The organism is Pseudomonas sp. C32 (assembly GCF_030417915.1).
Lineage (GTDB): Bacteria > Pseudomonadota > Gammaproteobacteria > Pseudomonadales > Pseudomonadaceae > Aquipseudomonas.
The window spans coordinates 21665-46346 of record NZ_JAUHUK010000023.1; the positions used below are offsets into that span (position 1 = coordinate 21665).

The 24682-nt window shown below is 61.3% G+C and carries 20 protein-coding genes; 9 read left to right on the forward strand and 11 right to left on the reverse strand.

The annotated features are described in order from the left end of the window. Positions 1-66: 66 nt before the first annotated feature. Positions 67-4131, reverse strand: coding sequence for a bifunctional nitrate reductase/sulfite reductase flavoprotein subunit alpha (locus QYH43_RS22725; protein WP_301158176.1), 4065 nt, complete (start codon positions 4129-4131; stop codon positions 67-69). A 288-nt stretch (positions 4132-4419) separates the two neighbouring features. On the opposite strand from QYH43_RS22725, the gene QYH43_RS22730 reads away from it, so the two are divergent. The 3 genes from QYH43_RS22730 to nirD all read left to right on the forward strand — a co-directional run bounded on the left by QYH43_RS22730 (position 4420) and on the right by nirD (position 7669). Further along, on the forward strand, positions 4420-4632 hold the full coding sequence (locus QYH43_RS22730) for a hypothetical protein (protein ID WP_143498338.1): 213 nt from the start codon (positions 4420-4422) through the stop codon (positions 4630-4632). A 101-nt stretch (positions 4633-4733) separates the two neighbouring features. Beyond that, positions 4734-7295: a nitrite reductase large subunit NirB gene (nirB, locus tag QYH43_RS22735; protein ID WP_095151540.1), complete on the forward strand. Its 2562-nt coding sequence runs from the start codon at positions 4734-4736 to the stop codon at positions 7293-7295. Beyond that, entirely contained in the window at positions 7295-7669 is a 375-nt protein-coding gene (gene nirD / locus QYH43_RS22740; protein ID WP_301158177.1) for a nitrite reductase small subunit NirD, read from the forward strand. Before nirB ends, nirD begins: the two co-directional genes overlap by 1 nt. A gap of 36 nt (positions 7670-7705) precedes the next feature. On the opposite strand, the gene QYH43_RS22745 is transcribed toward nirD, so the two are convergent. Together QYH43_RS22745 and QYH43_RS22750 are read right to left on the reverse strand one after the other, a co-directional pair. Further along, a complete protein-coding gene (locus tag QYH43_RS22745) occupies positions 7706-8665 on the reverse strand; it encodes an HlyD family secretion protein (protein ID WP_301158178.1) in 960 nt (319 codons plus the stop codon). 3 nt (positions 8666-8668) lie between these two features. Next, positions 8669-9040, reverse strand: a complete 372-nt coding sequence (locus QYH43_RS22750; protein WP_095058478.1) for a DUF3302 domain-containing protein — start codon at positions 9038-9040, stop codon at positions 8669-8671. Positions 9041-9196: 156 nt separating this feature from the next. Between QYH43_RS22750 and QYH43_RS22755 the strand changes: the two genes are divergently transcribed. The 4 genes from QYH43_RS22755 to QYH43_RS22770 all read left to right on the forward strand — a co-directional run bounded on the left by QYH43_RS22755 (position 9197) and on the right by QYH43_RS22770 (position 13154). Next, positions 9197-9859, forward strand: coding sequence for a hypothetical protein (locus tag QYH43_RS22755; protein WP_301158179.1), 663 nt, complete (start codon positions 9197-9199; stop codon positions 9857-9859). Positions 9860-9934: 75 nt separating this feature from the next. Next, on the forward strand, positions 9935-10960 hold the full coding sequence (locus QYH43_RS22760) for a sterol desaturase family protein (RefSeq protein WP_301158180.1): 1026 nt from the start codon (positions 9935-9937) through the stop codon (positions 10958-10960). A 304-nt stretch (positions 10961-11264) separates the two neighbouring features. Further along, a complete protein-coding gene (locus QYH43_RS22765; protein ID WP_301158181.1) occupies positions 11265-12485 on the forward strand; it encodes a helix-turn-helix domain-containing protein in 1221 nt (406 codons plus the stop codon). A 36-nt stretch (positions 12486-12521) separates the two neighbouring features. Next, positions 12522-13154 carry a PQQ-binding-like beta-propeller repeat protein gene (locus QYH43_RS22770; protein ID WP_301158182.1) on the forward strand — a complete coding sequence of 211 codons (633 nt, stop codon included), beginning with the start codon at positions 12522-12524 and terminating at the stop codon, positions 13152-13154. A gap of 477 nt (positions 13155-13631) precedes the next feature. Here the strand turns inward: QYH43_RS22770 and QYH43_RS22775 are convergent, their stop codons facing one another. Together QYH43_RS22775 and QYH43_RS22780 are read right to left on the reverse strand one after the other, a co-directional pair. Continuing rightward, a complete protein-coding gene (locus QYH43_RS22775) occupies positions 13632-14492 on the reverse strand; it encodes a CAP domain-containing protein (RefSeq protein WP_095151535.1) in 861 nt (286 codons plus the stop codon). Between the two features lie 181 nt (positions 14493-14673). After that, complete coding sequence (locus tag QYH43_RS22780; RefSeq protein ID WP_301158183.1) at positions 14674-15474, reverse strand: alpha/beta hydrolase; 801 nt, start codon at positions 15472-15474, stop codon at positions 14674-14676. A 196-nt stretch (positions 15475-15670) separates the two neighbouring features. Between QYH43_RS22780 and QYH43_RS22785 the strand changes: the two genes are divergently transcribed. Beyond that, positions 15671-16615, forward strand: coding sequence for an aldo/keto reductase (locus QYH43_RS22785; RefSeq protein ID WP_301158195.1), 945 nt, complete (start codon positions 15671-15673; stop codon positions 16613-16615). Between the two features lie 107 nt (positions 16616-16722). Continuing rightward, the gene (locus QYH43_RS22790; protein ID WP_301158184.1) at positions 16723-17376 is read left to right on the forward strand and encodes a peroxiredoxin; all 654 of its coding nucleotides are present in this window, start codon (positions 16723-16725) and stop codon (positions 17374-17376) included. Between the two features lie 118 nt (positions 17377-17494). On the opposite strand, the gene yghX is transcribed toward QYH43_RS22790, so the two are convergent. The 6 genes from yghX to QYH43_RS22820 form a co-directional block, all read right to left on the reverse strand. Next, positions 17495-18382: a YghX family hydrolase gene (gene yghX, locus QYH43_RS22795; RefSeq protein ID WP_301158185.1), complete on the reverse strand. Its 888-nt coding sequence runs from the start codon at positions 18380-18382 to the stop codon at positions 17495-17497. A gap of 149 nt (positions 18383-18531) precedes the next feature. Continuing rightward, entirely contained in the window at positions 18532-18933 is a 402-nt protein-coding gene (locus tag QYH43_RS22800) for a heme-binding protein (RefSeq protein ID WP_301158186.1), read from the reverse strand. A 19-nt stretch (positions 18934-18952) separates the two neighbouring features. Beyond that, complete coding sequence (glcF, locus tag QYH43_RS22805) at positions 18953-20170, reverse strand: glycolate oxidase subunit GlcF (protein WP_301158187.1); 1218 nt, start codon at positions 20168-20170, stop codon at positions 18953-18955. Between the two features lie 3 nt (positions 20171-20173). Further along, on the reverse strand, positions 20174-21238 hold the full coding sequence (glcE, locus tag QYH43_RS22810; RefSeq protein ID WP_095058489.1) for a glycolate oxidase subunit GlcE: 1065 nt from the start codon (positions 21236-21238) through the stop codon (positions 20174-20176). Beyond that, on the reverse strand, positions 21238-22737 hold the full coding sequence (gene glcD / locus QYH43_RS22815; protein WP_301158188.1) for a glycolate oxidase subunit GlcD: 1500 nt from the start codon (positions 22735-22737) through the stop codon (positions 21238-21240). The genes glcE and glcD overlap by 1 nt, the downstream gene beginning before the upstream one ends. 173 nt (positions 22738-22910) lie before the next feature. Continuing rightward, complete coding sequence (locus QYH43_RS22820; RefSeq protein ID WP_095058491.1) at positions 22911-24674, reverse strand: L-lactate permease; 1764 nt, start codon at positions 24672-24674, stop codon at positions 22911-22913. Positions 24675-24682 lie beyond the last annotated feature (8 nt).

Consider the following 24682-nt stretch of genomic DNA (forward strand, 5'->3'; position numbering starts at 1 on the left):
CGCCTTCAAGAAGGCCGCTTCCCCAGTTTGTAGGAAGCGGCCTCGTCAAGCGTCGCCGGGAGGCCTTCAGTAAACATCCCGCAAGTAACGTTTCTGCTCGCTCAACCGGCGCCAGTAATCACTGGCGTTTTCGGCGCTGAGACCACCATGGTTTTGTGCAACCTCGCGCAAGGCCCGATCGACATCTTTGGCCATCTGGCTGGCGTCGCCACAGACGTACAGTTGCGCACCCTCCTGCAACCAGCGCCACAGGTCTGCACCTTGTTCGCGAATCCGGTCCTGCACGTAGATCTTCTGTGACTGGTCGCGGGAAAACGCCAGGCTCAGTTGCGTCAGCGTGCCGTCGCGCTGCATGCCTTGCAGTTCGTCGCGGTAGTAGAAGTCGGTGGCGGCATGCTGTTCGCCGAAGAACAGCCAGTTCTTGCCCTGGTCGCCCCGGGCGCGGCGCTCCTGCAGGAAGGCGCGAAACGGCGCCACACCGGTGCCCGGGCCAATCATGATCATCGGCACGTCGCCATCGACCGGTGCGCGGAAGTGCTTCGACGGCTGGACGAACACCGGCACGTTGCCGCTCTGGGCGCGGTCGGCGAGAAAGGTCGAAGACACGCCTTTGCGTTTGCCATAGCGCACGGCCGCCACCGTGAGGTGGATTTCCCGAGGGTGCGCCTTGGGGCTTGAAGCGATGGAGTACAGGCGCGGTTGTAGGCGTTTCAACGTCCCCAGCAACTCGCTCGCCGAGCAATTCACCGGAAACTCCTGCAACACGTCCGCCAGTTGCCGACCCCACAGCCAGTCCTTTAATTCGGCTTTGCGCTCACTGCCCAGCAGTTGTTTCAATCTGGGGTTGGTGCTGCGCTCGGCGATGAACGCCAGGGTTTCGCTGTTCGGGCGTGCGATTTCGAAATGCTCGGTCAGGGCTTGATGCAGCGGCACTTCGCCGCGTTGATCGATGCTCACGGCGGTTTCGCCGCGCAACCGGGTCAGATCGAGCAGTTCGCTGACCAGCTCAGGGCAGTTGCGCGGGTGAACGCCCAAGGCGTCTCCGGCCTCGTAACGCAGGTCCGAATCCGCCAGGTCGAGGGCGAACATGCGGGTTTCCTTGTTCGGGCTCTGGCTGTTGAGGTGCAGGTTGGTCAGCAGGCGTGAAGCGTAAGGCCTGGACTTTGCCGATGTTTCGACGGGATCGCTGCCGGTACTTGGCGACGGTTCTACTGTGGCTCTCGGCTTCAGGGTTTTGCGCAGGTCGGCGAGCCAGGCGTCTGCTTGCTCCTCGAATTCGGTATCGCAATCCACCCGCTCCAGCAGACGCGTAGCCCCCAGTTCTTGCAAGCGTTGATCAAGTTTTTTGCCGTGCTGGCAGAACTGATCGTAGTTGGGGTCGCCCAAGGCGAGCACGGCAAAGCGCAGTGACTCCAGGCGCGTCTCGGCGGTGTTGAGGGTGTGCCAGAAGCCTTCGCCGTTGTCTGGCGGATCGCCGTCGCCGAAGGTGCTGCTGATCAGTGCCAGCGTCTGGGTATTGGCGAGTTTGCTGGCGGGAAAGTCCGCCATCGCGCTCAGCTCCACGCTGACACCGTCGTCCCGCAGACGCGCGGCAAAACGCTCGGCCAGCGCTTCGGCATTGCCGGTTTGCGAGGCCCATAACAGGGTCACGGCCGGCTGATCGGTGACTGTCGCCGGGGCATGGCTGTCAGGCTCAACTCGACTGAACAGCCCGCCGAGAACGCCGTCCAGCCAGAGTCGCGTATCCGCAGCCAAAGGCGCGTTGGACGGCATGACCGGCACGCCGCTCACTTGACGACCGGCCGGGGATTGCAGGCCGCTGATAAAACCGGCGAGGTAGGTGCGTTCACGATCATTGAGTTGAGGAGACGGCAGGCTGCTGATGCCCACGAGGTCAGCGAAGGCCGAGAGGCTCGACATGGCAATTTCCTCTGTCAAAGCGGGGAGTGGGGTGACCGTGACCGTGGCCGGCGCCGGGGTATCGAGGAACCGGTGCTCGATCAGTTCGACCCGTTGCAGGGCGACGGCGCAGAACTTGAGTTCAGGCTGCTGCGAAAGGGCGTCGACGGCGTCGTTGGTGACGGCGTTGATTGCCAAGTGCTCGCCGAACACATCGCTCCAGTGAAACGGCGCAAAGCAATTGCCCTGGCGCACCCGGTCGGTCACCACGGCGGGCAACACGGCGCGGCCGCGCACTGAACGCACTTCGACCGGGTCCTTGTCCTTGAGGCCCAACTGACGCGCATCCTCAGGGTGAATTTCAATGAATGGCCCCGGATTGAGTTTGTTCAGCGTCTCGACTTTGCCGGTCTTGGTCAGGGTGTGCCATTGGTGCTGCAAGCGGCCGGTGTTGAGCACGAAAGGAAAGGACTCATCGGGCATTTCGGCGGGCGCCAGGTGCGGACGCGGCAGGAAAATGCCCTTGCCGTGGCGGGTCGGAAATGTGATGGCGGGCGCGCTGAGATCTGCATCCTTGTCGATGTAGCGAATCGGATTGCGATCGGCGTCGGACTCGGACGCGCAAGGCCATTGCAGCGGTTTCTCGCGCAGACGCGGGTAGCTGGCGCCGCGAATGTCATAGCCGGTGGCCGGGTTCCAGGCACGTTTGATTTCTTCAAACACTTCGCTGGCGTCGGCATAAGTGAAGGCTTCGGCGAAGCCCATCGCGCACGCCACTCGGGCGATGATTTGCCAGTCGGGCAGCGTTTCGCCGGGTGGTTCCACGGCTTTTTGCATCAGTGTCAGGTTGCGCTCGGAGTTGATCATCACGCCTTCGGCTTCGGCCCAGAGTGCGCCCGGCAGCAGGATGTCGGCGTAGCGGTTGGTCTCGGTATCGAGAAAGGCATCCTGCGTGATGACCAGTTCAGCCGCCTGTAATCCTTCAATGACGCTCTGGCGATTGGGCGCAGACGCCACCGGGTTGGTGCAGATGATCCAGCAAGCCTTGATCTGGCCGGCGCGCATTTGCTCGAACATCGCCACGGTGCCTGCGCCGGTAGTCGTTGGGAGGCTGCCGTGCGGGATGCGCCACAGGTCTTCGATGAATACGCGGTCAGCCTCGACCAGCGTCGAACGCTGTCCCGGCAGGCCCGGCCCCATGTAGCCCATTTCGCGTCCGCCCATGGCGTTCGGTTGCCCGGTCAGGGAAAACGGTCCGCTGCCTGGTCGGCAGATGGCGCCAGTGGCCAGGTGCAGGTTGCACAGCGCGTTGGTGTTCCAGGTGCCGTGGGTGCTTTGGTTCAGGCCCATGGTCCAGCAACTCATCCATTCAGCGGCCTCGCCAATCCACTGCGCGGCCTGGCGAATGTCCGCCTCAGGAAGGCCGGTGATCTCGGCAACCTTGTCTGCTGGGTAGTCCTCCAGAAACCCGGGCATGGCCTCCCAACCTTGGGTGAAGGAGGCGATGAAGGCCGGGTCGGTGTGGCCGTTTTTCACCAGCAGGTGCAGCAAACCGTTGAGCAACGCGAGGTCGGTGCCGGGTTTGATCGGCAGGAACAGGTCGGCCTTGAGCGCGGTGGCGCTGCGCCGTGGATCGACCACGATCAGCTTCGCCCCGGCCTTGACCCGGTCCATCATGCGCAGGAACAGAATCGGGTGACAGTCGGCCATGTTCGCGCCGATCACGAAGAACAGGTCCGCGTGATCGAAGTCGTCATAAGAGCCGGGCGGCCCGTCGGCGCCGAGGGACAGTTTGTAGCCGCTGCTGGCGCTGGCCATGCACAGGCGGGAATTGGATTCGATGTGAGGGGTGCGGACAAAACCCTTGGCCAGTTTGTTGACCAGGTACTGGGCCTCCAGCGACATCTGCCCGGAGACATAGAAGGATAGGGCATCGGGACCGTGGGTATCCAGAATGTGGCGCAGTCTGGCGGCTGTCTCGTTGATGGCGTTGTCCATCGTCACGCGCACCGGGTCGCGATCGCGCTCCTGGCGCAGGTAGGCATTCTCCATGCGCCCCGACTCGGCAATTGCCTGCCCGCTGGTGGTGCCTTTGGTGCACAGACGGCCGGCATTGGCCGGATGGGTCTTGTCGCCAGTCACCTTGATCACGCGGTTGTCTTCGACCTGCATGACGATGCCGCAGCCCACACCGCAATAGGGACACACGCTGCGTACGGATTTACTTGCCATCTTCGCCCCTTGGATCTTTTGCCAGCACTTGCCGAACCCGGAAACAAAAAAGGCGCCATGTGACCCTCCGTTAAAACGGGGGTTACACGGCGCCTTTGTCGTATGTGGGCAATCAGCGTTGACTGCCTATTGGTGAGGTTCTAGCAAGTCACGCGCCAGAATGCTCGATTGCTGCGTTATCTCTGCGGAACAGCGCATTCGGGGCTGCGGATGAAGGGGCGGGAGCCTGCGAATCTGCACTTTTTTAAAGCGCCGGCTGCTCGCGTCGCACCAGTCGGAAGCGAAGCCGTGAGTGTTGATCCGGGCGGGTTTGTGCGGCTGGATGAACGCAAACCGTTGGTGCCAATGGGGTTACAGGGCTTTTGCTGTCGACTGGCACAGTTGCTGCAAACGTCATCATCAAGTCCATGGGTTATTCCGTGGAAAGCTCTCTCGGTCAACGACGATCGACTGGCCGCACAGGTCGAGGGCAACATCGGTGGATCAGGCACAGCCGTCTGATTTCAACACCATAAAAGAACAGGCAAAGACGCCTGGAACCGCAAGGTTTCAGGCGTTTTTTTTTGCTTTTTGAACCGTGATGGATTGGCCGGGTGCTTCTTATGAATTCCAATGTTGCCACTTTGAACAAACTGCAAACGCTGGTCGTGATCGGCAATGGCATGGTCGGACATCATTGCGTCGAGCAACTGATCGAGCGCGGTGCCCTTGACCATTATCGGCTGCACGTTTTCAGCGAAGAGCCGATGCGCGCCTATGACCGTGTGCACCTTTCCGAGTACTTCACCGGTCGCGATGCCGAGTCGTTGGCACTGGGCGAGGCTTCGTTGTACCAGATGCCGGGCGTCACGCTGCACCTGGGTGTGCCGGTGCTGGAGATCGACCGCGAACGTCACGAAGTCATCACCGCCCAAGGCAGTGTCGCTTACGACAAACTGGTGCTGGCCACCGGGTCCTATCCGTTTGTACCGCCGATTGAAGGCGCCGAGGGCGACTCGCGGCTGGTGTATCGCACCCTCGAAGACCTCGACGGGATTCGTGCGGCGGCGGCCAATGCCCGGCGCGGCGTGGTGGTCGGCGGCGGGTTGCTTGGCCTGGAAGCGGCCAACGCGCTGAAAAGCCTGGGGTTGGAAGCTCACGTGGTGGAATTCGCCCCGCGTTTGATGCCGGTGCAACTGGACGAATACGGCGGTCGTGCGCTCAAGGCGCAAATCGAACGACTCGGCGTTGGCGTGCATCTGGCACGCGGCACGCAGTCGATCAGCGCGGGTGAGCAATATCGCTACCGGATGAATTTCGGCAATGACGAATTTCTTGAAGCCGACCTGATCGTGTTCTCCGCCGGGATCCGTGCGCAGGATGCGCTGGGCCGTCAATGTGCACTGGAAATCGGCCCGCGTGGCGGTGTGGTGATCGACGATAACTGCGTGAGCAGCGACCCCGACATCTACGCCATCGGCGAATGCGCTTCGTGGAACGGCAGCCTGTTCGGTCTGGTCGCGCCGGGTTATCAAATGGCCCGCAGCGTTGCGACCCGTTTGTGCCAGCAGGACGCCGAGCCGTTCACCGGCGCCGACATGTCGACCAAGCTGAAACTGCTCGGTGTTGATGTCGGTTCCATCGGCGACGCCCACGGCAATACACCGGGCGCCCGCAGCTATCAGTTCATCGATGAAGCCACGGCGAGCTACCGGCGCCTGGTGGTCGACGAGTCGGGCAAACGCGTGCTCGGCGCCGTGTTGGTCGGCGACAACAGTTACTACGACACCTTGCTGCAATACATGCAGAACGGCATCGCCTTGCCGGCGGAACCGGCCAGCCTGATCCTGCCGTCGTCGACCGGTGCCCCGACCCTGGGCCCGGGCGCACTGCCGGAATCGGCCACCGTATGCTCGTGCCACAACGTCACCAAGGGCGCGATCTGCTCGGCCATCGACGGTGGTTGCAGCGACCTTGGCTTGCTCAAGACGCAGACCAAGGCCTGTACCGGTTGCGGTGGTTGTGCCGGATTGCTCAAGCAAGTGTTCGAACACGAGCTGATTGCCCGTGGTGTCAGCGTCGATAAAAGCCTGTGCGAACACTTCGCCTACACCCGTCAGGAACTCTATGCGCTGGTGCGTGTGGAAGGGGTGATCACCTTCGAAGAACTGCTGGCCAAACACGGTCGCGGCCACACCGGTTGTGATGTGTGCAAACCGGCAGTGGGCTCGATTCTCGCCTCGTGCTGGAACCAGCCGATCATGGACACCTCGCTGGTGCCGTTGCAGGACACCAACGATACGTTCATGGCCAACATGCAGAAAAACGGCACCTACTCGGTCGTGCCGCGGATTCCGGGGGGCGAGATCACTGCCGACAAACTGATCGCCATCGGTGTGGTGGCGAAAAAGTACGACCTCTACACCAAGATCACCGGCGGCCAGCGCATCGACCTGTTCGGCGCGCAACTGCATCAGTTGCCGGAGATCTGGGGCGAGTTGATTGAGGCGGGTTTCGAAACCGGCCACGCCTACGGCAAATCGACCCGCACCGTGAAGTCTTGCGTGGGCAGCACCTGGTGCCGTTACGGCGTGCAGGACAGTGTGCAAATGGCCCTGACCATTGAGGACCGCTACAAGGGTTTGCGCTCGCCGCACAAGCTCAAGTTCGCCGTGTCCGGTTGCACCCGCGAGTGCGCCGAGGCGCAGAGCAAGGACGTGGGCGTGATAGCCACCGAGAAGGGCTGGAACCTCTACATCGCCGGTAACGGCGGCATGCGCCCGCGTCATGCCGAGCTGTTCGCCACCGACCTTGATGATGAAACCCTGATCCGCTACATCGACCGCTTCCTGATGTTCTACATCCGCACCGCCGACAAATTGCAGCGCACCTCGGTCTGGCGCGAAAGCCTGGAAGGGGGCCTGGACTACCTCAAGGACGTGATCATTCACGACAGCCTCGGGCTCGGTGCCGAACTCGAATCGCAGATGCAGCTGGTGGTCGATCGCTATGAATGCGAGTGGGCCAACGCCCTCAAGGACCCGGAAAAACTCAAGCGCTTCCGCACCTTCGTCAACGACAAGCGCCCGGACCCGGACATCCACTTTGTCCAGGAGCGCGGTCAGCGTCGTCCGATCATGGCCGCTGAACTCAACCTTATCCCTGTCACCGAGGAGATTGCCTGATGAGCCCATTCAATACCCAGCGCGCCGAGTCCCTGCAGTCCGGGGCCTGGCAATCCGTCTGCAATGAGCAAGACCTGGTGAACAACTCCGGCGTCGTGGTGTGGCATGACGGCGCGCAAGTGGCGCTGTTCTATCTGCCCACGGTCGAAGGCCAGACGCTCTACGCCATCGACAATCACGACCCGAAATCGGGGGCGAATGTGATTGGTCGTGGCCTGGTCGGCAGTATCAAGGGGGATTTGGTGGTTGCCGCGCCGATCTACAAACAGCACTTTCGCCTGGAAGACGGTTGCTGCCTGGAAGACCCGCAACAGCAGCTGCGCGTCTGGCCCGTGCGTTTGAATGAGGGTGTCGTGGAGATTGGCGTAGCCTGACGACCGGGTCGTCAAGCTACGCCATGTCCCCTTGAATCAATGGAACGGGAAGATGTAGTTCATCCACGCTGCCATGCGCAACAGGATCTTGCGCATCATGGCGATATGGTGAAAATGCTGGCTGTAGACGGCGGCCTGTCCGTAAGCGCCACCTGGCATCTGTTGAGCGTACTGGGCGTAATCGGGGTCGGTGATTTCAATGATCACCGGCACGCGGCCCGCGGGTGGTGAACCGGTGAAGCCGATGAGCGTGCCCGAAGGCTGGACCTGGCCTTCAGCGATCACGGAAATGACACTTTTGACCCTGCCTTCGAACACCTTGCCGGGAATGCCGTCGAACGCGACTTCGGCTTCGTCGCCTTCGGTCAGGCGCAGCAGGCTGTTCTGGCGCATCCACGCCGAGAAGTAATGCCCCTCGTCAGGAATGAACACCATGGAAGGGCGCAGCGGCAATCGGGTCGCCATCATGCCCGGACGCAGCGAAACGTGAGTGACAAAACCTTTGCTCGGTGCACGGACCGTGGTGTTCTCGAGTTCGTACTGCGCGTTGTCCAGCTGTGCCTTCAGGTCATCGCTTCGAGCGACGACGGTATCCAGTTCGCGTTGAGTGGCGAAGTTACGCTTGATCAGTTCGCTGATCCGGGCACGGTCGGCCTGCGCGGCAATCAGTTGCGCCTTGAGGGATTTCACCCGGTATTCAAACGGCGCAGGGTCCAGGCGAAACAGAATATCGCCTTTTTCCAGCGACTCGTTGGTCTTGACCGGCACGTCGATCACCTGGCCACTGACCACGGGAATCACTGGGACCGACACGAAATATGAACGGGCCACCTCGGAGTAGGGGTGGTTGTAGTTCATCGTGAAAATCAGCGCGCCGATAATCACGATCCCGCCCAGTACCGCCGTGGGGACCGTCCACTTGTTCAAGGGAATGCGGAAGATTTTGAAGATTGCAACGCAGAGGGCTGCATACGTCAGGATAAGTAAGAGATCCATGGCTTAGATGCCCTCGCCTTTATTGTCCGTCGGCAATGCGGAGTGCGTCGTGCCCGTCGCCGCTTCGAGGCGCTGGACGCGACCTTGCAGTTCCGCGACTTGTTGTTCGAGGTGAATCACATGACTTTTCGGTGTTCCGCCGTCGCCGAAGCCCCAGCCCCGATCTTCCCTGTAAGCCATCGCCCATATCCATAAAAATGGCCACAATGCGTGCAGGGTGAACAAGCTGACCCAGCCAGTGGCATGGATCGCGTCTTGATGGGGGTGGTTGCGGTGTACGGAAATTTCATAAGGAATGTCGTGAAGGACGATGATTCCGTAGAACAGAACAAGCCCGACAAAAATCAACAGACCCAGTGCAAAGTAATCAAGCATGAATTGGCCCCCTTTGAATCAGCAGATGTGCTCGGCTGAGTGTAGCCGCTCAAACTACACTTGAGCGGGCCGGGACGATACACGCCACTCATGGGCCCTGCAACGGCTAAAAACTGCGAGTAAATGGTTGGAAACAAACCTTCAAGGCGAAGACGCATGCAAAGTCAATCAGAACAAAAAAGGGCACGGGTACTCGATCCCGTGGAGCGCATTACCGAAGTGATTTTCGGCCTGTTGATGGCCATGACTTTTACGGGAACCATCAGCGTGGCAACCGCAGATCAATCGGCAGAACGCACGATGATGATCGCCGCGCTCGGTTGCAATCTGGCCTGGGGGTTGGCGGATGCGGTGATGTATCTGCTGCGGACATTGGTCGAGCGCACGCGCAGGATCAATTTGTACGTCAGCTTGCGTAACGGTGCGGATTCGGCGGACGGTCAGGCACTGGTTGCACAAGTGCTGCCGCTTCATCTCGCGGCGGCGGCCGGCACGGAAGGCCTGGAATTGTTGCGCAGCCGCCTGCTTGAACAGCCTTCGCTGCCCGAGCAGGCGAGCCTCGGCTGGGATGATTTCAAAGGCGCACTTGGGGTTTTTCTGTTGGTCGCCGGCTCGACGTTTCCGCTGGTGGTGCCGTTCATCCTGCTTGACCAGACAGCCCTTGCCATACGCCTGTCCAACCTGATCGGGCTGTTGGTGCTGTTCATCGCCGGCTGGATGCTCGCCAAGTATGCCGGTGCAAAACCATGGCAGGGCGGTGCGGTGATGGCGGTGACGGGCGGGGTGCTGATCGTCGCGATCATTGCGCTTGGCGGGTGAAGACTGAGATCAGGATATACACTGAAGACTCATTCTCATTTACAATGCGCCACCATTTTCGCTGGGCAGCCGGGTATGGATGTTCTCGCCGCGTTACATCACTACCTGGTTGAGCCGGTCACCGAGCAGTTTTTTGGGCTCTTTGATGTGAACGGTCGCCTGTGCCTGGCGTTTCTACTGTCGTCTTACAGTGTCGCCTGGTGTCTGTTCCGCTTCAGGAGCGCACGCGGGCTGACCGACGCGCGCTCATTCTGGCAGTTCATCGGCGGCGGCCGGGTCTATCTGCACCGGTCGGCCCTGCTGGACTATCGCTACTACTTCGTCCTCGCCGTCCTCAAGGTTGCCCTGGTGCTGCCCATCGTCGGCCTGGTCGATCCGTACGTCCTGCGTTCTGCGGACTACAGCGCATTTTTCACCCGGTTGTGGGGGGCGCGTACGCAAGTGGGGGACAATCTCACGTTGTCCCTGCTGTTTGGGCTTGGCGTGTTTCTGGTGAAGGATTTCAGCCATTACTGGGGCCATCGTGCCTTTCATTCCCGCTATCTGTGGGCGTTCCATAAAGTCCATCATTCGGCGCCTGTGCTGGTGCCGGCCACCGCCAGCCGAACGCATTTTCTCGAAGAAGTGGTAGAAAAACTCAGCGATACGATTTGCATTGGCGCCTACGCCGGACTGTTCTGGTACGCCTGTGGTGGGGAGATCAGCCGCTATACGCTGTTTGGCGTGACCTACATGGTTTTCATCTTTAATGGACTGGGGGCTAACCTGCGCCACAGCCACGTCTGGTTTTCGTTTGGTCCGTTGATCGAGCGCGTGGTGAGCAGCCCTGCGCAACATCAGATCCACCACAGCAATGCGCTCCGGCACTTCAACAAGAACTTCGGCATCAACCTGTCACTCTGGGACTGGATGTTCGGCACGCTCTATGTCACGCAATCGAAGCCGGAGACGCTTCAATTCGGTACGGGTGACCAGGATGTCGAGCGTTACCTGACGCTTCGCGGCTTGATCCTCACGCCGTTTATCGATATCGCCCACCAAATCCTTTCGCGCAAAAGGTCTGCCGTCGCAATAATCGACATCGAGCGCAGCCAGCGCTGATCCGTATTTTTCCGCGCAATCTGCATCTGTAACGGGTGCAGTCATCGGCCCACAATAAATCCCATTCACGGTATGGGAGGTTGTATGGCGAAGATGACGATTTTTCTGGGCGGTTTTCTGATATTGACCATTTTGATTGGTGCGCTGGCGACGATTCCTCCGGCGTGAGAAACGGATTGGCTGCCAGTTGCCGTGGTAAAACCGCTCAGGTCTCCCTTCATCTTGTACGCACCTGGTGGATAGTCGTGATTTAGACTAAACCGGAGTATCCAGGTGCGGGAGTGACAAGCGTGGCGGGATTACGATGGACTCGATGATCACGGCAGCAGCGCTGGCGTTGGCGGCGGGTGACCCGCTCGGCGCGCTGGACCGCGTTGCTTTGCGCAATGACGCTCCGGCGCTGGCCTTGCGCGGTATTGCCATGGCGCAACTGGGTGATCTGGAGCGGGCCAGGGCACTGGTGAAAAGTGCGCACCGGGCCTTCGCCCCGAAGGAGGTGTTGTCCCGCGCGCGGTGCGTGGTGGCAGAGGCCGAAATCGCCTTGGCTTCGCGGGAACTCGGCTGGCCGGTCAAGGCGCTTGAGGCAGCGCGGGTGACGCTGGAGGCCCACGGTGACCGGGTCAACGCGGCGCATGCGCGGTATCTGCAAATCCGTCGTTTGTTGCTGATCGGCCGGCTCGACGAAGCAAAGCAAACACTCAATGAACTCGACCCCGGCCCATTACCGCCGGCCTTGCGTGCGATCCATGAACTGGTCGTCGCGGGGATCGCCATTCGGCGGCTGCAATCGAACGCGGCAAAGGAAGCGCTGACCCGGGCCCGACACGCGGCCGAACAGGCGAATATCCCGGCGCTGATGGCCGAGATCGAACACGCGGCACGCCTGCTCGACACCCCGGCGGCGCGCCTGATTGTTCGAGGCGAAGCGCGGCCGGTGTTGCTGGAGGAGGTCGAGGTCGTGCTCGGTTCGACGGCATTGGTGGTGGATGCGTGCCGATATAGCGTGCGCGGCTGTGGCATGTCGGTCTCCCTCGCCACGCGTCCGGTGCTGTTCATCCTTGCCCGGACATTGGCTGAAGCGTGGCCCGGCGATGTTTCAAGAGAGACACTTATCGCGCGGGCGTTCCGTTTGAAACTCTCCGACGAATCCCATCGCGCACGGCTACGGGTGGAAATCGGCAGGCTGCGCAAAGCGCTCAAGCCGCTGGCAGAAGTGACCGCCACCCCACGAGGATTTGTCCTGCAATCACAGGCATGCCCGGAGGTGATGGTGCTGGCCCAACCCGTCGAGGAAAAGTTTGCGGCGGTGCTTGCCAGCCTTGCCAGCGGTGAGCCGTGGTCGAGTTCCGCGCTGGCGTTGGCCCTGGATGCCAGCCAGCGCACAGTGCAACGGGCACTGGAAGCATTGGCGCAACAAGGCAAGGTGCAATCGCTGGGGCGTGGTCGAGCGCGGCGCTGGATGACGCCGCCTGTGCCCGGTTTCGCGACGACCTTGTTACTCCCGGTTTCGCTGCCAGGTGGCTAGGATCGACGCCACAACCCCTTGTTGAGGAATGCCAGGATGAAACACGCAACTGCTGAAATCATTCGTGAATACGGCCCGTTTGCCGAAGTCGACCATGTGTGCGGCGTCACGTGGGATGGCGAGAAGGTCTGGTTTGCCTGCAATAGCAAAATCAATGCGCTGGACCCGGACAGTGGCAAGGTGCTGCGCTCGATTGACGTTGCCGCCCATGCCGGCACTGCCTTTGATGGCGAGCACCTGTTCCAGATCGACGAAGATCGCATCCACAAAATCGATCCCCGGACCGGACATATCCTTTCGACCATTCCCGCCCCCGGTGGTGGCAGCGATTCGGGACTGACCTGGGCCGAAGGCTCGCTGTGGGTGGGGCAGTATCAGGAACGCAAGATTCACCAGATCGACCCCGGAAACGGCAAGATCCTGCGCACCATTGAATCCAACCGCTTTGTCACCGGTGTCACCTTCGTCGAGGGGGCTCTGTGGCACGGCACATGGGAAGGCGACGAGAGCGAACTGCGCCGCGTCGACGCGAAAACCGGCGAGGTCCTGGAAAGCCTCAAGATGCCGGAAGGAGTCGGGGTTTCCGGGTTGGAATTCGATGGTGGCGAGCGGTTTTTCTGCGGTGGCGGCGGCAGCGGAAAGGTGAGGGTGGTACGCCGGCCTGCGTGAATCACAGGCACCAAACTTTTTGTAGGAGCAAGCTTGCTCGCGATTGCAATGCCACGGCCAACATCAATGTTGGCTGAACTGACGCTATCCCGAGCAGGCTCGCTCCCACAGGGGGGGGCGCATAGTATTTTTCCGTCCTGCCACGTTTTCTCTAGAACATAATCGGTCTAAAACCGGCCTTGGCAATCCGGCTGATTTTGCTAATCTGAATCCTGTAGGTGAAGACGCAGACTGATGCGCAAAAGGATAGCAAGGAAACGTGGGGCGCGTTCCGAAGGGTACACGGTTAGAAAGATCTCCGCGCTGGGATCCAGCCCTTATGCCGTGTGAAGCAGAAGAGCATCTTTACAGTTTCATCACTCTTTTGTAGGAGTCCTGATAAACCTTGTAAGCCGGAGACCAGCACCGGCCACCTACTTTCTTTCATTATCAAAGCCCGCGACATGCGGGCTTTTTCATGCGTGCGATTCAGTCGGATCAGGGCGCGCCGAACAGCATGGTCCAGTAGACGCCTTTGTCGCTGCGCGAGTCTGCGGCGTAAGCGGCACCGACCTGAGTGAACATCGGGTTCATCAGGTTGGCGCAGTGCCCTGGGCTGGCGAGCCAACCGGCCATCGCCTTGCTCGGTGAACCCTGGCCGGCAGCGATGTTTTCACCGATCTGCCGGCCACGGTAACCGGCAGCCCTGGCCCGGTCTGCGGGCATGTCACCATCGGGGTCCTGATGCGCGAAATAGTTATCGTAGGCCATGGCCTTGCTGTGACCTTGGGCGGCGGCACCCAGAGCGGGGTTCCAGCTCAAGGGCCGGGCAGCGGCGAAGCGCTGACGACCGCAAAGGCGCGGTTTTGCACGCGCCGCATTGACCTGCGCGAGCAACGCCTTGCCGGCGCTTCGCGCATCGCCGGTTTGTCCCTCGAGCACGGGCTTGGCAAGCACCACTTGCCATTCACGCCCGGAACGGGTGACGCCGATGTCGGCGTATTGGCTGTCGAGCAGCGCTGCGCAGTGCTCGTCTTGAAGCAGGTCGAATGCGTCCTCGGCATCCTGTGCACCCACCACGCGAATGGAACGCACCGTCACCGCTTGATAGCCGGAAGCCTTCAATCGGTCGCGCAATCCGCCGCCATAACCGATGGGCAATGCCAGGTTTGGCTTGAGTGACAGGGGCGACAAGCGTTGCGCCGGGCGTCGGTCGCAGCGCTGGGGGTGAGCGCGATAGTCGTTGATGGCGTCCACCAGCTGCCTTTGCCCATTGGCATGGGCGGGGCTGGCAAGAACGGGGAGCAAGGCAGACAGGCACAGTGAAGTAAAGCGCAAGGCAACGACAGTTTGGCGCATGGTGCGGACAACTCGAAAGAGATGACAACGATGGGAGTGGGGGAAAACGCTGATATGACTGGCGTCTTGGGACAAGGTTCACGGCGGGCGTGAGCCTGTTTGGTGCCGGAACCCAATGTCCGACGAAGGGTAGGCGTGCGCTCCAACCGTCCAGCGGGGGCAAGCCCCCTCGCCACAAACACTAATGCGCCGTTTCCAACCCTTCACCCAACGCCTTGAAATATTCGGGACTGTCGCTGATCGAGTTGTGCCCCGCGCCTGGAATCGCCTGCAGCGACGCCACACCGGGGAGGAAATGGCGATAGAGCCGCTGGGTGCTGGCGCCGGGAATCACTTCGTCATGTTCGGCGGCAATCAGCTTCGTCGGCACGGCGATGTGCGCGGCATAGCGCCAGGATTCGAATCTGTCCTTCAACAGCCAATGCACCGGCAACCAGCGGAACTGGCGGACTGCGAGTTCTTCCAGGCTGTTGTACGGCGTGACCAGTACCAGTTTCGTCGCCGGGCGGGCGCTGGCCAGGCGCACGGCGACCCCCGAACCCAGGCTGCGCCCAACCACCGTGATCTGCGGGTGGTCGGCGTAAACCTTGTCGAACAAGGCCATGGCATCGCGGGCGATGGCTTCTTCGGAGGGAGAACCGCTGCTGCCGCCAAAGCCTCGGTAATGCATGAAATACAAGGCATGGTCCGGGAAGGCTTCGGCGTACCCCGGCAGGCTGCGTGAGACGTCCTCGGCATTGCCACCGAAATAGATCAGCGCTTTCGGGCCATGATGCGCACGCACCGACACAAGCACCTGCGCGTCGTCGACCGGTAGCGTCAGCAGCGTTGCTGACGATTCAGCGGCCCGGGGTTGCGGGTAGTAGATCAGCGAGCGCTGAAAGACAAACAACAGAAGGCAGAGCGCCAGATACAGCGCGGCAAGGATGACGAGGAGCAACACCAGTTTTCGAGACATTCGGCTAACGTTAGTGGGTGGCATTGACGGCTCCGGGGTGCTGTCAAAGTGTAGCTGGCGGTAAAGGAGGGCACCGATGCCCGCGTGGCTCAATGCGTTGGCGGCCCTGAAGTATGACGAACAGGGAAGAATCGTCGGCGGCAGCTACGCTGATGTGGCAAGCATTACGGAATGTCAGGCGCAACAAGTCGAAACCTGGTCGACTGGTGAAGGGCATTTTATGAGCCATTCTGAGGGTTACACCCGTAGAAGACTTCTCACGCTGGCTGCCGGTGCTTCGGCGGTCTTCACGTTCGGTCCGGTCGGTGCACAATCGGCGCCGCCGACGGGAACAGGAGGCAAGACCATGCAGACCCGCGTCATTCCTTCCAGCAATGAGTCATTGCCGATCGTCGGCCTGGGCACCTATCGCGGTTTTGATGTGGCGCCCTCGGACCCCGCCTACAAAAACCTGGCCGTCGTGCTCAATGCGTTGTTCGAGAAGGGCGGCAAGGTCATCGACAGCTCACCGATGTACGGTCGCGCCGAACAGACCACCGGTGAGCTGTTGTCGATCCATGAGCCACGCTCGCCGGCGTTTCTGGCGACCAAGGTGTGGACCCGTGGTCGCGAGGAAGGCATTGCGCAGATGGAGCAGTCCTTCAGCCTGTTGCAGACCGACCGTATCGACCTCATGCAGATCCATAACCTGCTGGACTGGCAAATCCATCTGCCGACGTTGCGCCACTGGAAGGAAGCGGGGCGCATCCGTTATATCGGTATCACGCATTACACCGCTTCGGCCTATGAAGAAGTGGAAGCGGTGCTCAAGGCCGAGCCGCTGGACTTCTTGCAGATCAACTATGCGCTGGATGACCGTGGCGTCGAAAAACGCATCCTGCCGCTGTGTCGCGACCGAGGCGTGGCGGTGATTTGCAATCGCCCGTTTGGGGGTGGCGGCTTGATTGATCGGCTTCAGGGCAAACCACTGCCAGGTTGGGCCGCGCAGGTCGGGGTCAAGAGTTGGCCGCAACTGGCGCTCAAATTCCTGTTGTCCCATTCTGCGGTGACTTGTGTCATTCCCGGTACCGGCAACCCGCGCTACATGGCGGAAAACGCTGGCGCCGGCTTCGGCCCGATGCTCACCGACGCCCAGCGTCAGCAGCTGATTGCGTTGGTGAGCTAGTCGCCAACGGGCCGTGAAAGCTCTCCTATACTGTTCCGCGTCCACGTCTTTGCATCGCAAATGCGGTGCCGATGGCGTCCCTGTCCATCACTGCAAGGAGATCGAACATGGCAATTCGAATTGGCGACGAAGCACCGGATTTCACCGCTGACACCACCGAGGGCAGCATCAACTTTCATCAATGGATCGGCGACGGCTGGGCGATTCTGTTTTCCCATCCCAAGGATTTCACCCCGGTTTGTACGACTGAGCTGGGTTACCTGGCCAAACTCAAACCGGAGTTCGACAAGCGCAACACCAAGGTTGTCGGGCTGAGCATCGACCCGGTCAGCGACCATAACCGCTGGGTAGGTGATATCGCCGAGACCCAGGGCACGGCAGTCAACTATCCACTCATCGGCGACGAAAACCTGGTGGTGGCCAAGCTCTACGACATGATCCATCCCAACGCCAGCGGCGGCTCGCGCACGGCGGTGGACAACGCCACGGTGCGTTCGGTGTTCATTGTCGGCCCGGACAAGAAGGTCAAGGCGATGCTGATCTACCCCATGAGTGCCGGGCGCAATTTCGATGAAGTGCTGCGGTTGCTCGACTCCCTGCAACTGAATGCCAAGCACACTGTGGCGACGCCGGTGAACTGGCGGCCGGGTGAAGATGTGATCATTCCGACGTCAGTGTCTGACGAGGATGCGAAGAAGAAGTATCCGGACGGGTTCAAGACCCTGAAACCGTATTTGCGGACTGTGGCTCAGCCTAAATAGTTTTCGGCAATGTAACCGCCATCGCCAGCAAGCCGGCTCCTACAGGTTTTGTGAACACCTGTAGGAGCCGGCTTGCTGGCGATGAGGCCGGCCGGTCCTGCCGACCTGAAACTTCGATTCAAACCAGATACTTTTTAAACCATCCTACCGTCCGCTCCCACGCCAGTTTCGCCGCCGCCTCGTCATAACGCGGTGTGGAATCATTGTGAAACCCATGATTGCAGCCAGGGTAGATGAACGCCTCATACGTCTTGCCCCCGGCCTTCAACGCCTTCTCATAGGCCGGCCAACCTTCGTTGATGCGTGTATCCAGCTCGCCGTAGTGCAGCATCACCGGGGCCTTGATCCGGGGCACTTCTTCGGCGGTCGGCTGGCGACCGTAGAACGATACGGCAGCGCCCAGTTCCGGGTAGGCCACCGCAGCTGCGTTGGCAACGCCACCGCCGTAGCAGAACCCGGTGATGCCGACTTTCCCTGTGGTGGCCGGGTGTTTCATCATCCACTCGACGGCGGCGAAAAAGTCGTTCATGAGTTTTTCCGGGTCGACCGTCGCTTGAAGTTCACGACCTTTATCGTCGTTGCCGGGATAGCCGCCGACCGAACTCAGGCCATCCGGGGCGAGGGCGATGAACCCCGCCTTGGCCACACGCCGGGCGACGTCTTCGATGTACGGGTTGAGCCCGCGGTTTTCATGCACGACCACCACCGCCGGAACCTTGCCGGTGGCCTTGGCCGGGCGCACCAGATAAGCCCGCACCTCGCCATGACCCTTGGGCGAAGGGTAGGTGACGTATTCGGCAATGATGTCCGGGTCGGTGAACGCGATTTGCTCGGCCAGTGCATAGTTGGGGCTCAACGCCGCGAGCAGGGCGCTGGCGGTCAATCCGCCGAGGGTGAACAACGCCGCACGATCGAGAAACTCCCGGCGATTGATCTTGCCGTGGGCGTAGTAGTCGTACAGCTCCAGCAGTTCGGGGGCGAAGTCTTTGGCGGTGAGGCGGGTCATGGTTGGCGTTCCTCTCGGCTGGGTGAACACAAACCCTGTAGGAGCGAGCTTGCTCGCGATAGCGGTGTGTCAGACAAAGTATTATTGCCTGTGCCGCCGCCATCGCGGGCAAGCCCGCTCCTACAGGGATCAACGGTGGTGTCAGAGCTTCATTTCAGGCACTGCGCCCCGGCCGTCGCCACCTGCGCATCCTGCTCGGCCTTGACGCCGGACACGCCGACCGCGCCAATCACCTGGCCGTCGAAAACGATCGGCACGCCGCCCTCCAGCGAAGTCAGCAACGGGGCTGACAGGAATGCGTGGCGTCCACCATTGACCATGTCCTCATAAAACTTGGATTCGCGTCGGCCCAACGCCGAGGTGCGCGCCTTTTCGGTGGCGATGTAGGCGCTGCCCGGGGCGCAGCCGTCGAGGCGTTCGAGGGCGAGCGGGTGACCGCCGTCATCGACGACCACGATGGTCACCGCCCATTGATTGCTTTGCGCTTCGGTACGGGCGGCGGCGAGGATCTGGCTGACTTCGGTCTGGCTGAGGACGGCTTTACGGTTCATGGACATCTCCAGGATTCGGTTAAGGCAGGGCGGCTTCGACCAGTTCGATCCAGTGCCGGACCGGGGTTCGGCCAGCGCCGTCGAGGTGCGACTGGCAGCCGATATTGGCCGTGACGATGACCTCGGGGTGGCCGCTTTCCAGGGCGTTGAGCTTGTTGTCGCGCAGTTGCCGGGACAGCGCCGGCTGGGTCAGCGAATAGGTGCCCGCCGAGCCGCAGCACAGGTGGCCGTCGGGAACGCTGGTCAGGTTGAAACCCAGTTGCATCAGCAAGGCCTCCACCGCGCCACCGAGTTTCTGCCCGTGCTGCAAGGTGCAAGGGCAGTGGAACGCCAAACGCTGCGAAGCGTGGATGCCGAGCTGCTCCAGCGGCTCGTTGCGCAGCACTTCCACCAGGTCCAGGGCCAGTGCGCTGACCTTTTTCGCCTTGTCGGCATAGGCCGGGTCGCTGGCGAGCAGATGCCCGTAATCCTTGATGAACGCGCCACAACCGCTGGCGGTTTGCACAATCGCCTCGGCGCCTTTTTCGATACTCGGCCACCAGGCGTCGATGTTGCGCCGGGCACGGTCGAGACCGGCGGCCTGGGCGTCGAGGTGATAATCCACAGCGCCACAACAACCGGCCTCGCGGCTGCTGATGACGCTGATCCCCAATCGATCCAGCACCCGCGCCGCCGCCGCATTGGTATTGGGCGACAGACTGGGCTGTACGCAACCTTCGAGCATCAGCACCTGACGATCGCGATGGGTGCGGGGACGCGGCTTGGCAGGCGTTGCATGGCGCGGCAATTTGCTTTGCAGGGCATCGGGCAGCAGCGCCCGGAATACCTGACCACTGTTGACCAGGCCCTTGAACAACTCCGGATGAGGAACGGTCCGGCGCAAACCCTCACGCAACAGGCGTTGACCGAGCGGGCGCGGCACTGCCGCATCGACCACCGCCCGGCCGATGTCCAGCAGGTTGTGGTAATCCACGCCCGAAGGGCAGGTGGTTTCGCAGTTGCGGCACGACAGGCAGCGGTCAAGATGCTGCTGAGTCTTTTGCGTGACCTCGTTGCCTTCCAGCACTTGCTTGATCAGGTAAATCCGCCCCCGTGGCCCGTCCAGTTCATCGCCGAGCAATTGATAGGTCGGACACGTGGCATTGCAGAATCCGCAGTGCACGCAGGTGCGCAGAATGCTTTCGGCTTCTGCGGCACGGGGCAGCTCGCGGGCGCGTTCACTCAATGTCGTCTGCATGGTTCAAAGCTCCGCGTACAGGCGTCCGGGGTTGAATATGCCCTGGGGGTCGAGTTGTTGCTTCAGGCTGCGGTGGTAGCGCATCAGCGCCCGGGGCAGCGGCTGGAACGGCGTGTCGGTCAGGCCATGGCTGAAGCAGGTGACATGGCCGCCGACTTCCTCGACGACTTTGCGAATGAACGTCGCTTCGGCATCGGATTTCAACCAGCGCTGGGCGCCGCCCCAGTCGATCAACTGGCGGCCGGGCAACGACAAACGCGGTGTGTTGTTTGGCACGGACAGACGCCAAAGCGGCTGATCCTCATCGAAGAAACTCAGGCGATGTTCGTTGAGATCGTCCCAATACATGCCGTCCAGCCGCTCACCGCCCAAACGCTCATGGGCTGCCGCCACCGACCCTTCGCCACCTTCAAGGCGCAAGTGCAAGCGTTCGCCATCATGGCAGGCCGCGCTGATCGGCAACGGTTGCTGGCCCCATTCAGCCAACTGGCGCAGGGCGTGTTCGCTGTCCATGTCCAGGCTGATACTCAAGGTCTGCCGAGGTTTTGGCAGCACCTTCAAAGAGACTTCGGTGATCACCCCCAGGCAGCCGAAACTGCCGGCCATGAGGCGGGACAGGTCGTAGCCGGCGACGTTTTTCATCACCTCGCCGCCAAAGCGCAACAGCTTGCCCTGACCGGTGATGACCCGCGTGCCGAGGACGAAGTCGCGCACTGAGCCGGACCACGGCCGCCGTGGTCCCGACAGTCCGCAGGCAATCATGCCGCCGACGGTCGCGCGTTCACCGAAGGACGGTGGTTCGCAGGGCAGCATCTGTTGGGCGGCGTCCAGCACCTCAGCCAGTTCCGACAACAGCGTGCCGCAGCGGGCGGTGATCACCAGTTCGGTCGGGTCGTAGCTGACAATGCCCCGGTGCGAACGCGTGTCGAGGATTTCTCCCGCCAGGGTGCGCCCCAGGAAAGCCTTGCTGTCGGAACCCTGGATGCGTAAGGGCGTGGCGTTGTCCAACGCCTGATTGACCTGCTTGAGCAACAGGGCGCTGTCATCGAAATCGTCCGGGCTGCGCATCAGAAACGCTCCAGCTCAGGGAAGGGCAATTGACCGCCGTGCACGTGCAGGGCACCAAACTCGGCGCATCGGTGCAGGGTCGGAATGTTCTTGCCGGGGTTGAGCAGGCCGCCCGGATCAAACGCGGCTTTGACCGCATGGAACACCGTCAACTCGTCGCTGTTGAACTGCGCGCACATCTGATTGATCTTCTCGCGCCCCACGCCATGCTCACCGGTGATGCTACCGCCGACCTTCACGCACAACTCCAGAATTTTGCCGCCGAGGGTTTCGGCACGCTCCAGTTCGCCCGGTTGGTTGGCGTCGAACAGAATCAAGGGGTGCATGTTGCCGTCGCCGGCATGGAACACGTTGGCCACGCGCAGGCCATATTCGTTCGACAGTTCGGCGATGGCATGCAGAACGCCTGGCAGTTCGCGGCGGGGGATGGTGCCGTCCATGCAGTAATAGTCCGGCGAGAGACGGCCGACGGCCGGGAAGGCATTTTTGCGCCCGGCCCAGAACCGCACGCGTTCGGCTTCATCTTTGGCCTGGCGCAACTCGGTCGCGCCGGCCTGAAGCAGCACCTCGCGCACTCGGTCGCAGTCATCCGCGACGTCGGCCTCAACACCGTCGAGTTCACACAGCAAAATGGCTTCGGCGTCGACCGGATAACCGGCGTGGATGAAATCTTCGGCGGCACGAATGGCCAGGTTGTCCATCATTTCCAGGCCACCGGGAATGATCCCGGCAGCAATGATATCGCCGACGGCGCGCCCGGCCTTTTCCACGGAGTCGAACGCCGCCAGCAGCACTTTGGCGGTCTGCGGTTTGGGCAAAAGTTTGACCGTGACTTCGGTGATCACCCCGAGCATGCCCTCGGAGCCAGTGAACAATGCAAGCAGGTCAAACCCCGGCGAATCCAGGGCATTGGAGCCCAGGCTCAGGTGTTCGCCCTCGACGGTAAGAATGTCGACTTTCAATACGTTGTGCACGGTCAGGCCGTACTTCAGGCAATGCACGCCACCGGCGTTTTCCGCGACGTTGCCGCCGATGGAACAAGCGATCTGCGAAGAAGGGTCCGGCGCGTAATACAAGCCGAACGGCGCCGCGGCCTGGGAAATCGCCAGGTTGCGTACACCCGGCTGAACCCGCGCCGTGCGGGCGGCGGGATCGATGCGCAGGATGTTGTTGAAGCGCGCCATCACCAGCAACACGCCTTTTTCCAGTGGCAATGCGCCGCCCGACAGACCTGTGCCGGCGCCCCGAGCAACCACCGGCACACGCATTTCATGACAGATACGCAGCACGCCCTGAACCTGGGCAATGTCCTGTGGCAGCACCACCAGCATGGGCGTGGTGCGGTAAGCGGACAGTCCGTCGCATTCGTACGGCTTGAGCTCTTCCTTCTGATGCAGGACTTCAAGGTCGGGCCACTGCGTGCGCAGGGCCTGTAACAGCAGGTTTTTGTCGACGTTCGGCAGTGCGCCGTCAACGCGTTCATCGTAGAGAATGTTCATCGGTTCACGACACTCGCAGGATGCCACTGACGTTAATGATTGGCCCGGAACGGTCCACTGTCCATGGGTTGTTTGTCCGCAGGATCGGTCTGTCTGCTCAATCTGTTTTGCAACAGAACTCCAACGCCCGGGCGGTAAGCCCGAGCGTGGAAAGAGGTGTGCACGGGAACCGCTTAATGACCGCCCACCACCATGTGGCTGAACGGCGCGACGTAGGCCTGCAATGTCACCAGCCCACCGACCAGAATCGCCAGCACGATGGAATGGAAGAACACGTAGCGCAGGATTTCCCCTTCATGGCCGTACCAGCGGGTGGCGGTGGAGGCGACCACGATCGACTGGGCGTCGACCATTTTGCCCATGACCCCGCCGGAACTGTTGGCGGCGGCCATCAACACCGGGCTGATCCCCAGTTGCTCCGAGGTCACCCGCTGCAAGCCGCCGAACAGCACGTTTGAAGCGGTGTCCGAACCGGTCAGGGCCACGCCGAGCCAGCCGAGCAGGGTGCCGAACATGGGGTAGAAAATGCCCGTCGCGGCGAACGCCAGGCCCATCGTCGCATCAAGCCCCGAATAGCGGGTGAGGAACCCGAGGGCCAGCATCGCCACAATGGTGATCAGCGAAAAACGCACCACCCAGAGCGTTCGCAGGTATTGGTGAATCAGTTGCGGGATGGAGTAGCCCATCAGCAACCCGCCAACAATCGCCGCCAGCAGGATGCCGCTGCCGGTCGCGGTGAACCAGGTGAACTTGTAGATCGCTTCCTCGGTTTTCGCTGTCGGCACCACGGGTGGGACTTTTTCGATTTGCTGGTGAATGGTGGTGAACGTCAGGATCGGCGCAAAGACCGGATTGGCCTCGCGCATCGGCTTGCCCTGCGGGTCGAGCTTGGCGGCGCTGGTTTGCGGATCAATGGCCGGACGGGTGTCGAAGGTGTTCTTGAAGCCTTGGGTGCCCCAGATGAACACGAAAATCGTGAGGATGATCCACGGCATCCAGGCACGCATCACCGCCGGTTTTACATCACTGGCGAAGGCTGCACTGGGTACAGGCTTTTCATCGTGCTCCACATCGATTTTCGAGTCGTCGTGTCGCCCGGTCAGCGCGGCGGAAGTGTGTACCGTGGCGGGTTTCCAGACTTTCAGGAAACCCGTCAGACAGGCCATGGAAATCAGCGCGGCAATCACGTCCACCAGCATCGGCCCGTGATAGTTGGACACGAGGAACTGCGGAATCGCAAAGCTGACGCCCGCCACCAGGATCGCGGGCCAGATCTCCAGCATCTTGCGCCAACCGGCAAAGGCCCAGATCAGCCAGAACGGCACCAGCACCGAGAAGAACGGCAACTGCCGACCAACCATCATCGACAGCTCCATTTCATCCAGCCCGGTGACCTTGGCCAACGTGATGATCGGTGTACCCAGGGCGCCGAATGCCACTGGCGCGGTGTTGGCGATCAGCGCCAGGCCGGAGGCAGCCAACGGCGAGAAGCCCAGGCCGATCAATATCGCGCCGGTCACTGCCACTGGCGTGCCGAAACCCGCCGCTCCTTCAAAAAAGGCGCCGAAGCAGAAGGCGATCAGCAGCAATTGCAGGCGGCGGTCGTCAGTGATGCGTGCCAGGGAATCCTGCAGCACCTTGAACGAACCGTTCTCGGTGGTCAGCCGGTGCAGGAAAATGATGTTCAACACAATCCAGCCAATCGGCAGCAAGCCATTGGCCGCACCGTACAGTGCCGCCGACCCGGCCATGTTGGCCGGCATGCCGAAGGCGAAAATCGCAATCAGCAAGGCTGACCCCAGGGCAAGCAACGCCGCCAGGTGAGCCTTGACGTGGAAAAACGCCAGCGATGCCAGCATCACCACCACCGGGACGGCGGCCATGAGGGTTGAAAGCACCGGGCTGTTGAACGGATCGTAGATTTGCTGCCAAACCATGTTCCACC